Below are 11,876 nucleotides of genomic sequence, written 5' to 3'. Positions count from 1 at the left end.
TCCGGGTTAGTGTTTGCCGACCAGCACGCGATCCAGCCCGTAGACCCGGTCGAGCAGGATCATGGTGGCGGCGGTGAGGGCGATGACCAGTGCCGATACGGCGGCCATCATCGGGTCGATGGATTCGGTGGCGTAGACATACATGCGCACCGGCAGGGTCTGGGTCGCGGGCGAGGTGACGAAGATCGACAGCGTGACTTCATCGAAACTGTTGATGAACGCCAGTAACCAGCCGCCTGCCACGCCGGGCAGGATCATTGGCAGGGTGATCTGTCGAAACAGCGTGAAACGGTCGGCCCCCAGAGACTCGGCGGCGTGCTCGGCGCTGCGGTCGATGCCGATTGTCGCCGCCAGTACCAGGCGCAGTACGTAAGGCGTGATGACCAGCACATGGGCGAAGATCAGCCAGGTGAAGCTGCCGTTCACGCCCATCAGCGCAAACAGGCGCAGCATCGCCACCCCCAGTACCAGGTGCGGAATGATGATTGGCGACAGAAACAGCGCGTTGAAAAAATTGCGGCCCGGGAATGTATGGCGGGTGATCGCCAGAGCGGCGGGTACCGCGATCAGGGTGGCCAGCGTCGCCGATACGAACGCCAGTATCAGGCTGTTGTAGAAGGAATCGATAAAGTCGGCGCGCTCGAAAACGGCCTTGAACCAGCGCAGCGAGAAGTGGGTGGTGGGCAGGCTAAGGGTGTTTTCCGGGGTGAACGCCACCAGGCACACCACCACCAGCGGGGCCATCATGAAGATCACTACCAGCGCATGAAACGAGAGGGCCAACGGACCGTTCTTGGACATGGATCATTCCCCCAGAGTTTTTTTGTAACGGCCTTCGATCATGCGGTTCCAGGACAGCATGACCAGCAGGTTGACCAGCAGCAGCGCCACGGCAAGGGTCGCGCCCATCGGCCAGTTCAGCTCCGAGAGGTACTGGTCGTAGATCACCGTGGCGACCATCTTCAGGCGTCGTCCGCCGAGCAGGCCGGGGATGGCGAACGAACTGGCGGCCAGACCGAACACGATCAGCGAGCCGGACAGCACGCCGGGCATGACCTGCGGCAGCACGATCAGACGCATGACTTTCGCCTGGCTGGCGCCCAGCGACAGCGCGGCCTGTTCGGCTGTGGGGTCGAGCTTCTGCAGCGAGGTCCAGACCGGAATGATCATGAACGGCAACATGACGTGGACCAGCGCAATGACCACGGCAAACGGGGTGTACAGCAGTTTCACCGGGCGTCCGCCCATGAACTGGATGACCTGATTGATCAGACCGTCCGCGCCCAGCAGCAGGCTCCAGCCGAACGCCCGGACCACCACCGAGATCAGCAGCGGCGTGAGAATCAGGATCAGGAAGATCGAGCGCCACGGCGTGCCCATGCGGCTGAGAATGTAGGCTTCGGGGACGCCGATCAGCACGCACAGCAGGGTGACCAGCGCACTGATCCAGAAGGTGCGCAGGAAGATTTCATAGAAATACGAGTCGGTGACCACAGCCATATAGTTGGCCAGCGTGTAGCTGTCGCTTTTCACCCCGACCTGATAGTCGAACACGTTGAACGACAGCACCAGAGTCAGACCCAGCGGTAACACCAGCAAGCCGATGTACAACGCCAGCGCCGGTGCTGATAGCCAGTAACCGCGACCGCCCTGACGCATTTCGCTCAGCAGGCTCATGCGCGCACCTCGTCGGCATCCAGCACGCGCAGCAACTCGGTGGGCCAGTCCATGTCGACTGCCGCGCCTTGTTCCAGCGGCGCCTGGCCGTCGTTGCGACGTACTACCGTCACTTCGCCAATGCCGGTCTGGATGCGATACAGCCACTGGCTGCCAAGAAAATAACGGGTGACGATGCGCCCGGACAGTCGTCCGCAGCCAGGCGCTACCAGATCGATCTTCTCGGGACGCAGGCTGAGGGTCAGGCTGCCATCGCCGGGCACCTGACGAATCTGCGGAATGCCGCTGCTGTCCAGATCACCCTGCAACATGTTGGCCTTGCCGACAAAGCCCGAAATGAAGCGTGTACGCGGGTGTTCGTAAAGCTTGTAAGGCTCGTCGATCTGGGTGATACGACCGGCCTGCATCACCACGACCCGATCGCTGATCGACAGGGCTTCTGCCTGATCATGGGTGACCATCAGTGTGGTAATGCCGACTTCGTTCTGAATGCGGCGGATCTCGAACTGCATCTCTTCGCGCAGGTTGGCGTCCAGGTTGGACAGCGGCTCGTCGAGCAGCAGCACTGGCGGCTCGATTACCAGTGCGCGGGCTAATGCGACCCGTTGGCGCTGACCACCGGACAACTCGCGCGGGTAGCGCTCGGCATGCTGACCGAGGCGCACCAGTTCCAGTACCCGTTTGACACGCGGGTGCAACTCGGCGGCAGGCACCTTGCGCATACGCAGGCCGAACGCGACGTTGTCGGCCACGGTCATGTGCGGAAACAGCGCATAGCTTTGAAACACTACGCCGAGGCCTCGGCTGCTGGGTTTGGCGTGGGTGATGTCGCGCCCGTCGAGCACAATGCGTCCGTCACTGACGTCGACGAAGCCGGCGATCATTTGCAGGGTGGTGGTTTTGCCGCAGCCGGAAGGGCCGAGCAGTGAAACGAATTCGCCCTTGTCGACGGCCAGGTTGGTGGCAACCACCGCGTCAATGGAGCCGTAGCGTTTGGAGAGACCTTCGAGCTGCAGAAATGCCATGCCTGCTTCCACCTTTTTGCATGCGCGCCGAAGCACGCGTTTGTCATGGGCAGATGCGAAATGAAGTCATGCAGTTCTGTGGACGTTGGTGCTCGCTCTGCGTCGGCTACCGATGATTGTTCAAATCGCCCCTGTGGACTGAGAGTAGGGCGAAGGCTAGGATGGGCTCAACAGAGAATTTCACTGAATAACATTTTTCTTTGAATTAATTCTTTTAGTGGAAATATAAAGAGATATTGCCATGGATAATTCCACTGATCGGAATAGCGAGAAGTCTGAAGTTGGCTTGGGAGCCGTTTCCCGTCTGTTTGCGGTACTGCGCTGCCTGGGCGATTGTGATGAAGGCGGCGAGCGGGTCACGCAACTCGCCCAGCGGGTCGGGTTGTCGCAACCCACCACACACCGCTTGCTGCGCAGCCTGATGGATGAGGGCATGGTCGAGCAGGATCTGCTCAGCAAACGTTACCGGTTGAGCATCGAGTTCTTCGCCCTGGCCGCCAAGGCGGGTAATACCGGCAACCTGCGTGACGTGGTGCGCCCCAGCCTTTTGCGCCTGTCCGCCTCATTGGGTGACTCGCTGTTTCTGCTGGCACGCAGCGGTTTCGACGCGATCTGTCTGGACCGCAGCGAAGGTCCGTACCCGATCCGCACGTTCACCGGCGACATCGGCGGCCGTGTAGCCTTGGGCGTGGGGCAGGGCAGTCTGGCGATTCTTGCGTTTCTGCCCGAGGACGAGCGGGAAACGGTCATTGCCTACAACCTGCCACGGCTCAAGGATTTTCACCTGTACGACGAGGTGTTTCTGCGTTCGGAGGTGGAAAACGTACGGCGCCAGGGCTACGCCGGACGCAACACCGGCGCGCTTCCGGGCATGGCCGGGCTGGCAGTGCCGATCCTGGACCGCAGCGGTCGTGCAGTGGCTGCGCTCAGCGTGGCGACCATCTCCGACCGGCTGGGGCCCGATCGCCTGATGACCGTGGTCGAATTGCTCAAGCGCGAAGCCACAGCCATCAGCGCCAGAATCAACCCGTTCGACCCGTCGCTGCGGCGGCCCAGCCAGGTGTTTGGGCAGGTTGAATAGGCAGCATGTCTGTTCAGCTTAGACGCGGCCGTCAGTCCTGGCTCGTTACGCCCAGCCGCTGCGGCTCAGGCCTTCTGCCTTGAATACCAGCGCCTTCAAGCCGCCCTCAACGCGAGTGTCGGGGAACTCCGGCGGGTTTTCCAGACGCTGTTCGAAGCGCAGGCAAGGTGCTTCGACTGCGGTGTGCTGAATCAGAAAGTCCGGTCCCAGTGCGGGATCGTTCATGCATGCCAGCACCGAGCCGTTCTCGTCCAGCAACTCCGGCAGGCGGCGCAGGACACGCTGGTAGTCCTTGTCGAGCATGAAACTGCCTTTCTGGAAGGACGGCGGGTCGATGATGATCAGGTCATAAGGGCCGCAGCGGGTGACCTTGGCCCAGGACTTGAACAGGTCATGGCCCAGAAAGGTCACGCGGCTGAGGTCCTGATCGTTGAGGCGATGATTCTCGCGACCGCGATTCAATGCAGCGCGGGCCATGTCCAGATTCACGACGTGGTCGGCACCCCCGGCCAGGGCGGCGACCGAGAAGCCGCAGGTATAGGCGAACAGATTGAGGATGCGCTTGCCCTTGGCCTGAGCCTGCACCCATTCACGGCCATAGCGCATGTCCAGAAACAGGCCGCTGTTCTGCTTTTTGCCGAAATCGACTTTGTAGCGCAGGCCGTTTTCGGTGATCACCCATTCATCCACGACATCGCCGGTCAGCCATTGCGTGGTGCTCTGTGGCAGATAGCGGTGTTGCAGCAGCAGGGTGTGAGCCTGGCTCTGCTGCCACTGGGGCGTGTCGGTCAACGCGTGCAACAGGTGCGTCAATGCTGCCAGCTCGGACTCGAGAGGCTCCTTGAACACCGAGACCAGCACCACGCCCTGCATCCAGTCGACAGTGATGTGCTCCAGCCCTGGCCACACACGACCACGGCCGTGAAACAGGCGGCGGGTTTCATTCGGGACGTTGTTCAACGCGTCGATCAGGTGCTGTTGCAGAATCGCGAGTGCTTCAGGGGTCATGGCGCAGATCGGTCAGGAAAAGCGGCGTATGGTAAACGTATTTCAGCAGATGGGCATCGCAGGGTTCAGCGTGGCATGTATTGACGTTGCCAGCGGTGCGGGATTTTCAGCGAAACCAGTCCCAGCAACGCCGACAGGCTGCCGCTGATCAACAGGGCGTTGAGCCCCAGGCGGTGCTCGAGTAGCGCGCCTATCACGGCGCCGATGAACATGCCGACCCAGGGGACCAGTTGCACGCGCCAGCCGTCCCGGCGTTCCCCCAGCATCCAGCGCCCCAGGCCACGACCGAAACGCGACAGCGCACCGGTCACGTAAGTCAGGCCGACCGGCAGCCCGTTGACCTGCTCGACGGCGGCGTTGAGCATGCCCATTGCCAGAATCGCCCAGATCAGTGCGAGCATGTTGCTTTCCAGTGGCCATGCGGCGGCCGCACACAGCAGCGTGGCGATGCCCAGCAGCAAGGGCAGGGCACGTCGCCCGCCAAGGCGCGCAACCACCACGCCCAGCGCATTGCCGGCAATGAAAGCAAGGATTGCGAGGGTCAGACGCACCGTCACGCTCAGGTCGCCATCACTGATTGCGACTGCAAGCCGGGTGGTGTTGCCGCTCATGAACGAAACGAAATCGCCGGTCGCCATGAAGCCAATGGCATCGGTCATGCCGGCCAGAACCGACAGGCTCGCAACCAGCCCCATACCGACCCGGCCACGCCATTTCTGCAGGCTCAGATGCCTTGGGCTGACGCTGGAAGTGGCGGGCTGTGGCAGCATCGAAGGTCCTCTGGACCGAAGAAAGCGCGTCTGAACTTGGGTGCAGCGATTTACAGCGGCTTGGCGCGCACGATCCGCTTGGCCTTGACCTCATCAGCATAGGCTTTGAGCTGGTCGGCATCGCTGTAAAGACGGTTGACCATCTGCAGCACTGCGGTGACATCCACATCGTTCATCTGCGAGGCGAGTTTGAGAATTTCTTCCGCCGTGTTTTCCAGGTTGGTTGCTGTCCCTTTCAGGTGTCGCTTCAGCTCCTGAGTCGACTTATTGAGCGCCATACGTGTTCCTGTGCCAAGACCTTGAATTCCATACCCGGAGCATGGCTTTTTCTGCGATAACAAGCAATCAGGCGTGTGCCTGTGAGTCAGGGTATCGGCCGATTCAGGCTGATCTGCAAGGCAAGCTGCTCAATCGTCGCGGGTCAGCACTTCCAGCAGTTCGATTTCGAACGTCAGATCGGCTCCGGGCTTGATGTGCGCGCCCATGCTTCTGTCGCCGTAGGCCATGTGGGCGGGGACGAACAATTGACGCTTGCCGCCGACTTTCATGCCCATCAGGCCCTGGTCCCAGCCCTTGATGACGCGACCAGTGCCGATCACGCACTGAAACGGCTTGCCACGCTCGTGGGAGGAATCAAACACAGTCCCGTCTTCAAGGGTTCCGGTGTAATGCGTGGTGATCAGTGCACCCTTTACCGCTGCCTTGCCCTCGCCGAGGTGCAGATCGGTAATCTGTAATTCTTTGCTCATTGCGATGCTTCCGGTTGCAGCGCGCTCTGTCATTGGCGCGAGCGGGCTTTCTCGCAGAAAAGCCGCCTCATGACAAGCCGCCTCATGACAAACCGGTGAAACGAAAACGGGGGAAGCTTTCGCTTCCCCCGTTTAGTCGAACCCCAGTAACTGTCAGAGATTCTGCGAGCTGACCACCATGGCCTGCGCGATGTTCTCTTTCTGCTCCTGAGTGAAGCCGTCCCAGATATTGGTCTTGGCGTAGTAACCCAGGCCCGCCAGGCAATAAAGGCTGAGGGTCAGAACGATGACGATCGAGACAAAGGTCCAGCGGCCTTCGTCATCGTCTTCCCGTGTGAAACTGCGCGAATAGTTGTCCTCTGCGCTGCGGAAGAACAGCGCGGACGACAGACGCTTGAGCCACTGGAACAAATGAACAACAACGATGCGCAGCATGGGTAAATCACCTCAAAGGTTGAGAAAACGGGTTACCGGGATGCCGTCGAGGGCATCGGATGCAAAAGCTGAAAACGAAAAAAGCCCGTCTATGACGGGCTTTCTTTTTATGATTCTGTTCAGGCGAGCAGTGAAGGGCGACGTTGAAACGGATCGCGGGAAGCACTGCGCGTGCCTGACGTTATGGAAACATTTTAAAACAAATGAAGGGTCGCATCTACCCGCGCCATTCGGTTGTCAGACAACTGGTAGTGCCTGGAGGTGTGACAAAACGTCGCCCTGTGCTCATTTGCTGCTCAGCAAGCAGCATGCTCCGTGGTCAAGTCTTGTAATACTTTCTCAACGTACGAAACATCTAAGTGTATTGTACGATCAGCGCCCGTATTGATTTTCAGGACTGTATGAATACCCTCCAGGAGCCTCCGAGTTGTCCTCCTCCCATCGCTTATGGCTGGCCGGTGATTTCACTGTTACCGAGCAGACCGCTTCATTCGAACGTCTCTCTACTTAACCTCTTGCACTGCATGGATTACGGCAGACCTTCGCGTCCTGACGCTGCAACGCCATGCCTGACGTTCAGCCATGGTGTCTGGTCTACAGTGACCCATACCAATCCCTGCCATTTTTATCGTGAGGCTGCATAAACCATGGAATGGATCGCTGATCCCACGGCATGGCTTGGCCTGCTGACCCTTATCGTGCTGGAACTGGTGCTGGGCATCGACAACCTGGTGTTCATCGCCATCCTGGCCGACAAACTGCCCCCTGAACAACGTGACAAGGCGCGCGTCATCGGCCTGTCGCTGGCGTTGATCATGCGCCTTGGCCTGCTGGCGAGCATCTCGTGGATGGTGACGCTGACCGAGCCGTTGTTCGAAATATTCGGCAAGACGTTCTCCGGTCGCGACCTGATCATGCTGTTTGGTGGTGTGTTCCTGCTGTTCAAGGCCACCATGGAACTGCACGAGCGCCTGGAAGGGCATGTCGCCCAGCGCGCCGGTAATGCGGGCTATGCGTTGTTCTGGCCTATCGTTGCGCAGATCGTCGTACTGGACGCCGTGTTCTCGCTGGATGCGGTGATTACCGCCGTCGGCATGGTCGAGCACCTGTCGGTGATGATGATCGCGGTGATCTTCTCCATTGGCCTGATGATGATTGCCAGCAAGCCGCTGACCAAATTCGTCAACAGCCGCCCGACGGTGATCATGCTGTGTCTGGGCTTCCTGATGATGATCGGTTTCAGCCTGACCGCCGAAGGCTTGGGTTTCCATATTCCCAAGGGCTATCTGTATGCGGCCATCGGCTTCTCGATCCTCATCGAGGTGTTCAACCAGATCGCCCGCAAGCGCAGCAAGAAGTCGGCTCATGGCCACCTGCCGCGCCGCGAGCGGGCAGCCCACGCTGTGATGCGCCTGCTGGGCGGTCGCAAGCTGGAGTCTGGTGACGTCGATGAGGAAATCACCGACATGCTGGATGGTGAAAGCAGCGAGCCGGTGTTCGACCGTCGTGAGCGCGTGATGATCAGCGGCGTACTGCAGCTGGCAGAGCGGCCGATTCGCACGGTGATGACGCCGAGGGCGGAAGTCGACTGTATCGACCTGAACGATAGCGCCGAGAAGATCCGTCTGAAACTGATGCACTCGTCCTACTCGCGTCTGCCGCTGATTGGCGAGCGCGGTATCGATGAGCCGCTGGGCTTCGTGCACAAGAAAGAGCTGTTCAAGGAGCTGTTGTCCGGCAACGAGCCCGACTTGAAACTGATGTCGCGCAAGGCAATCAACCTGCTGGAAAGCTTCACCATCCTCAATGCCCTGGAGCAGATGCGCAAGGAATCGACGCACATCGCCTTTGTGGTCAACGAGTTTGGTGACTTCATCGGCGTGTTGAGCATGACCGACATTCTCGAGTCCATCGCTGGCCAGCTGCCTGACGCCAGTGAAGTGGAAGGCCCGGACATCGTCGAGCAGGGCGAGGACTTCGTGGTATCGGGTGCCTTGAACCTGAGCCTGATTCGCGAGCGCACCGGCTTTCAGGCCAAGGCGACCGAGGATTATCAGACCCTCGCCGGACTGGTCATGAGCCTGCTGGATCGCCTGCCGTCTACCGGCGACAGCCTCAGCTGGCAGGGCTGGAACCTGCACGTCGTCGGCGTGGAAGAGCGCCGAGTGACTCGGGTGTTGCTGCAGAAGCAGCCCGACATGGGGGCTGGCAAATAAGCACCGAGCTGTAATGCAAAACGGAGCCTGCTCATGCTGAGCAGGCCCCGTCTTCATGTGTGCGTCACGCTTATTTTCGACGCGGACGCGACACCACGGATTCGATATTCTTGCGGCCGATCAGCTTGGGCTGCGCAGGCTCTTTGGCCACCGGCTCATCAGCCAGCCACTTGAACATCACCAGACAATCCACCAGGCCCAATCGGGCATGGCGATAGGCCTTGGGCAACCGCCCGACCGTCTCGAAACCCAGCTTGCTCCACAACCCGACCGCCACCTCATTGCTGGCGACCACCGAATTGAACTGCATCGCCAGGAACCCGCTGTCGCGCGCCAGTTGCTGCGAATGCTCGCACATCAACCGCGCCACACCACGACCCCGCGCCGCGTTCGTCACCATATAGCCACAGTTGCACACATGATTGCCCGGGCCTGCCGCATTGGCCTTCAGGTAATAGCTGCCCAACAGCTGGCCATCTTCCTCGGCAATCAGCGTATGCAGCGGCGCCTTCATCCACAGATCGCGAGCCTGCTCCTGGGTGAGGGCAGGGTCGTAGGCGTAGGTTTCCTGAGCGATGACGACAGCTTGAAAGGTGGGCCAGAAGCGCTCGAAATCTTCCGGTGTCATGGGGCGGATCTGGATCATGGTGAGGCCTTGGTGGGTGGGGCTTGAAGTCCGGCGTTTACGTTAGGCTCTGTACGAAAAGTGGCTGCGCTCGGTGATGCTTCGTTAAAAACAGGCTCGGAATGCTCATTTACAACAAGTAGACTCCGCTTCCTCGCCTGTTTTTGCCTCGCCTGACCTTCGCTCGCCGACTTTTCGTACAGAGCCTAGCTTGGGTGTGCTACCACTTCCAGGCTTTTTCGGTGAACTCGGCCGTGGAGGGGAGCACGGTGTGGAGAAAGCTCAGGTACTTGTTGAACAGTACTTCGTGCTGGAAGCGGGCCTCGAAGCCGAGTGTGACGTCCGTGCGGTGCGTGATGATCATCAAGCGTTTGCGGTCGACAGTGACGAAGTTGTACTCGCCCCATGGCAGGCTTTGTTCGTGGTGGATGGGGTTTTCCCAGTTGAGTAGCTTGATGGCTGCGATAAAGGCCATGGCCACGGGGCCGATCAGGAAGAGCAGTGATCCGGTGAGTATGGCTACGAATACGAACAGCATGATCACGGAGATGGCGATGCCTTTGAAAAAGGAAGAGGCGAAGTCGGGGTAGTGGAGGTAGTACTCAAGGTGGGCTCTGTCGGTTTTGATGGTGTAGTTGTAGATGGTTTTTTGGCGGATGAGGAGGCATAGGTAATAAGCAAGAATTCCGGCAAGCGCGAGTATCGCGCCCACTAATGAGTAGAGGCTGTCTGAAAACATTATCCAGCCTCCCCACATGTAAAGTGTGCTGCCTATCATGTAGATCGCAATGAATATGGACTGCGTTATCATCATTTCTCTAGGCGATCTCGCAAATGTTTTGATCTTCCAGTTCAGAACGTCTTTACTTTTTGGCAGGTACAAGGCTTTTTCTTGCTGATTCATACAGGTGTACCCTCTGCTACTTCCAGAGTCAGTGTGCCAATCCTGCTTGATGCCTTCACTTCAAGCTCCACAGCAGCCAAACCATCAATAGCAGTATCGCCTCTTGTGCCAAGCTCCATCTGAAACAGATAGCTTCTATCGTCCTCGCCAGGATTGATCAGATTGGCCGGGTACCAGATTTGCAGCTCAAGATATGTTGCGTCCTTGTCGAGCGGCACCCAGGTTTCCCAGATGAGGTCTTCATTTTCAGGTGGCATGAGAGGATAGGTGAAATCTTCACTCGCCTTGCCAGCTGGATTGTTGGTAAGCGTCCCGAACTGTTCAGCCTTCCTGAATTGCCCACGGTCCACAAAAGCTTGATGCAGTGGGTCGTCTATTTTTTCTACAGGTAACACGCCCCATGGTCGCTTGCTGCTGACGATGTTGAAGTGCACGGACTCCCCGCGTACCAGCTTTGGCAAGCGTACTTGTACTCCAGCGCCATTTTGTACCGCTACGCTGTAGTAATCGCCTTTGCCAAGATAACGACTCTCATAATGCACGGTGCTTTTAACATGAATCTGTGGAGACAATTGAATTTCCATCAATGCGCGTACTTCTTCACTCTCGCCTTTCGCAGTCTCGGGGTAGCGATAGTCTAGGGTTCTCGACCAACAGCACTTACGTAGCCACCAGCCCACACGGTCTTGCTTTAAATAACTCAAAGCCAGCGTAGTAAAAAGATATATAGATCCTATTACGAGCAGCGCCACACTGAACCATGGACTCATCGCAACAATTGTGAAGGTGCTTGCAGGGGACAACCCTGCCATCAATTGAAAAGTTGAGCCTACTCCCATTGCGAATATAGAAATGCCCTTTACAATAATTGCTTTTTTTCCTCTGATGTTTTCGCTGCGTAAAAATCATTTGTGACATCAAATAGTTCAAGCGTAACCGCCGCCAGCCCAAACCCACCCATAGCCACCATCGAAACCCTGAACCCACGTATCGCATCACTCCACGCCGTATTTCCCTTCGCCCTCCAATAACCCGCAGAGCGATCCAGAATCCCGACGTTCTTGCCGTCAATCAGCGCCGGCTTCGCATCCCTGATAACCGCCCACGGTGCTTCAACAAACACCGCCATCAACAAGTTAAAGCTATACCCCAACCCATACGTCACCTTGCCGATGTCCTTGGCACTGACGTCTCCGTCCCGAGTAAGGTCGCGATAGGTGAAAGCGGTGTTGATGAAGTTGAGCATGATCACGCCCCAGGTGATCGAGCCGGCAATCCCTCCCAGTCCATCGAGCCAGCGCCTGGCGCTGCTCAGCCAGTCTTTGGCGATGGCTTTGCCGGACTGGAAGTGCAGGCGAATTTCGTCCTGCAACTGCTTGGCGTATC

General features: G+C 58.4%; 12 protein-coding genes and 1 pseudogene. 2 read left to right on the top strand and 11 right to left on the bottom strand.

Annotation, left to right across the window (positions count from 1 at the left end; translation table 11 throughout):
* Positions 1–6 precede the first annotated feature (6 nt).
* From LIX91_RS08045 to LIX91_RS08035, 3 genes are read right to left on the bottom strand one after another with little or no spacing between them, the layout of a single operon-like run.
* Positions 7–801 carry an ABC transporter permease gene (locus LIX91_RS08045; protein WP_226488304.1) on the bottom strand — a complete coding sequence of 265 codons (795 nt, stop codon included), beginning with the start codon at positions 799–801 and terminating at the stop codon, positions 7–9.
* 3 nt (positions 802–804) lie between these two features.
* Complete coding sequence (locus tag LIX91_RS08040; RefSeq protein ID WP_003317898.1) at positions 805–1,677, bottom strand: ABC transporter permease; 873 nt, start codon at positions 1,675–1,677, stop codon at positions 805–807.
* Positions 1,674–2,702: an ABC transporter ATP-binding protein gene (locus LIX91_RS08035; RefSeq protein WP_004412731.1), complete on the bottom strand. Its 1,029-nt coding sequence runs from the start codon at positions 2,700–2,702 to the stop codon at positions 1,674–1,676. Before LIX91_RS08035 ends, LIX91_RS08040 begins: the two co-directional genes overlap by 4 nt.
* A gap of 241 nt (positions 2,703–2,943) precedes the next feature.
* On the opposite strand from LIX91_RS08035, the gene LIX91_RS08030 reads away from it, so the two are divergent.
* Complete coding sequence (locus tag LIX91_RS08030; protein WP_226488303.1) at positions 2,944–3,783, top strand: IclR family transcriptional regulator; 840 nt, start codon at positions 2,944–2,946, stop codon at positions 3,781–3,783.
* A gap of 45 nt (positions 3,784–3,828) precedes the next feature.
* Here LIX91_RS08030 and LIX91_RS08025 read toward each other — a convergent pair whose 3' ends face one another.
* The 5 genes from LIX91_RS08025 to LIX91_RS08005 form a co-directional block, all read right to left on the bottom strand.
* Complete coding sequence (locus LIX91_RS08025) at positions 3,829–4,791, bottom strand: class I SAM-dependent methyltransferase (RefSeq protein ID WP_226488302.1); 963 nt, start codon at positions 4,789–4,791, stop codon at positions 3,829–3,831.
* Between the two features lie 65 nt (positions 4,792–4,856).
* Positions 4,857–5,561: a YoaK family protein gene (locus LIX91_RS08020; protein WP_100071974.1), complete on the bottom strand. Its 705-nt coding sequence runs from the start codon at positions 5,559–5,561 to the stop codon at positions 4,857–4,859.
* A gap of 50 nt (positions 5,562–5,611) precedes the next feature.
* Positions 5,612–5,839 (bottom strand): hypothetical protein, encoded by a 228-nt coding sequence (locus LIX91_RS08015; RefSeq protein ID WP_003317903.1) that lies wholly within the window; start codon positions 5,837–5,839, stop codon positions 5,612–5,614.
* A gap of 129 nt (positions 5,840–5,968) precedes the next feature.
* Positions 5,969–6,310: an FKBP-type peptidyl-prolyl cis-trans isomerase gene (locus tag LIX91_RS08010; RefSeq protein WP_226488301.1), complete on the bottom strand. Its 342-nt coding sequence runs from the start codon at positions 6,308–6,310 to the stop codon at positions 5,969–5,971.
* 153 nt (positions 6,311–6,463) lie between these two features.
* Positions 6,464–6,745, bottom strand: coding sequence for a hypothetical protein (locus LIX91_RS08005; protein WP_003424123.1), 282 nt, complete (start codon positions 6,743–6,745; stop codon positions 6,464–6,466).
* Between the two features lie 647 nt (positions 6,746–7,392).
* Between LIX91_RS08005 and LIX91_RS08000 the strand changes: the two genes are divergently transcribed.
* Positions 7,393–8,961 carry a TerC family protein gene (locus LIX91_RS08000; RefSeq protein WP_032653745.1) on the top strand — a complete coding sequence of 523 codons (1,569 nt, stop codon included), beginning with the start codon at positions 7,393–7,395 and terminating at the stop codon, positions 8,959–8,961.
* 70 nt (positions 8,962–9,031) lie between these two features.
* Here LIX91_RS08000 and LIX91_RS07995 read toward each other — a convergent pair whose 3' ends face one another.
* The 3 genes and pseudogenes from LIX91_RS07995 to LIX91_RS07985 form a co-directional block, all read right to left on the bottom strand.
* Positions 9,032–9,607, bottom strand: a complete 576-nt coding sequence (locus LIX91_RS07995; RefSeq protein WP_226488300.1) for a GNAT family N-acetyltransferase — start codon at positions 9,605–9,607, stop codon at positions 9,032–9,034.
* Between the two features lie 199 nt (positions 9,608–9,806).
* Positions 9,807–10,490: a permease gene (locus LIX91_RS07990; protein ID WP_226488299.1), complete on the bottom strand. Its 684-nt coding sequence runs from the start codon at positions 10,488–10,490 to the stop codon at positions 9,807–9,809.
* Positions 10,487–11,876: pseudogene (locus LIX91_RS07985) on the bottom strand (hypothetical protein); the annotation flags it as partial. The pseudogene LIX91_RS07985 and the gene LIX91_RS07990, both read right to left, overlap by 4 nt.

Origin of the sequence: Pseudomonas sp. B20, assembly GCF_020515755.1 — a bacterium.
Classification (GTDB): domain Bacteria; phylum Pseudomonadota; class Gammaproteobacteria; order Pseudomonadales; family Pseudomonadaceae; genus Aquipseudomonas; species Aquipseudomonas syringae.
Note: the sequence above shows the minus strand (reverse complement) of the source record. Positions and strands in the feature narration are given on the sequence as shown.

What these genes read in the sequence shown, in the direction of transcription:
- LIX91_RS08045 (WP_226488304.1), bottom strand. Translation starts at nt 801, where the DNA reads ATGTCCAAGAACGGTCCGTTGGCCCTCTCGTTTCATGCGCTGGTAGTG.
- LIX91_RS08040 (WP_003317898.1), bottom strand. Translation starts at nt 1,677, where the DNA reads ATGAGCCTGCTGAGCGAAATGCGTCAGGGCGGTCGCGGTTACTGGCTA.
- LIX91_RS08035 (WP_004412731.1), bottom strand. Translation starts at nt 2,702, where the DNA reads ATGGCATTTCTGCAGCTCGAAGGTCTCTCCAAACGCTACGGCTCCATT.
- LIX91_RS08030 (WP_226488303.1), top strand. Translation starts at nt 2,944, where the DNA reads ATGGATAATTCCACTGATCGGAATAGCGAGAAGTCTGAAGTTGGCTTG.
- LIX91_RS08025 (WP_226488302.1), bottom strand. Translation starts at nt 4,791, where the DNA reads ATGACCCCTGAAGCACTCGCGATTCTGCAACAGCACCTGATCGACGCG.
- LIX91_RS08020 (WP_100071974.1), bottom strand. Translation starts at nt 5,561, where the DNA reads ATGCTGCCACAGCCCGCCACTTCCAGCGTCAGCCCAAGGCATCTGAGC.
- LIX91_RS08015 (WP_003317903.1), bottom strand. Translation starts at nt 5,839, where the DNA reads ATGGCGCTCAATAAGTCGACTCAGGAGCTGAAGCGACACCTGAAAGGG.
- LIX91_RS08010 (WP_226488301.1), bottom strand. Translation starts at nt 6,310, where the DNA reads ATGAGCAAAGAATTACAGATTACCGATCTGCACCTCGGCGAGGGCAAG.
- LIX91_RS08005 (WP_003424123.1), bottom strand. Translation starts at nt 6,745, where the DNA reads ATGCTGCGCATCGTTGTTGTTCATTTGTTCCAGTGGCTCAAGCGTCTG.
- LIX91_RS08000 (WP_032653745.1), top strand. Translation starts at nt 7,393, where the DNA reads ATGGAATGGATCGCTGATCCCACGGCATGGCTTGGCCTGCTGACCCTT.
- LIX91_RS07995 (WP_226488300.1), bottom strand. Translation starts at nt 9,607, where the DNA reads ATGATCCAGATCCGCCCCATGACACCGGAAGATTTCGAGCGCTTCTGG.
- LIX91_RS07990 (WP_226488299.1), bottom strand. Translation starts at nt 10,490, where the DNA reads ATGAATCAGCAAGAAAAAGCCTTGTACCTGCCAAAAAGTAAAGACGTT.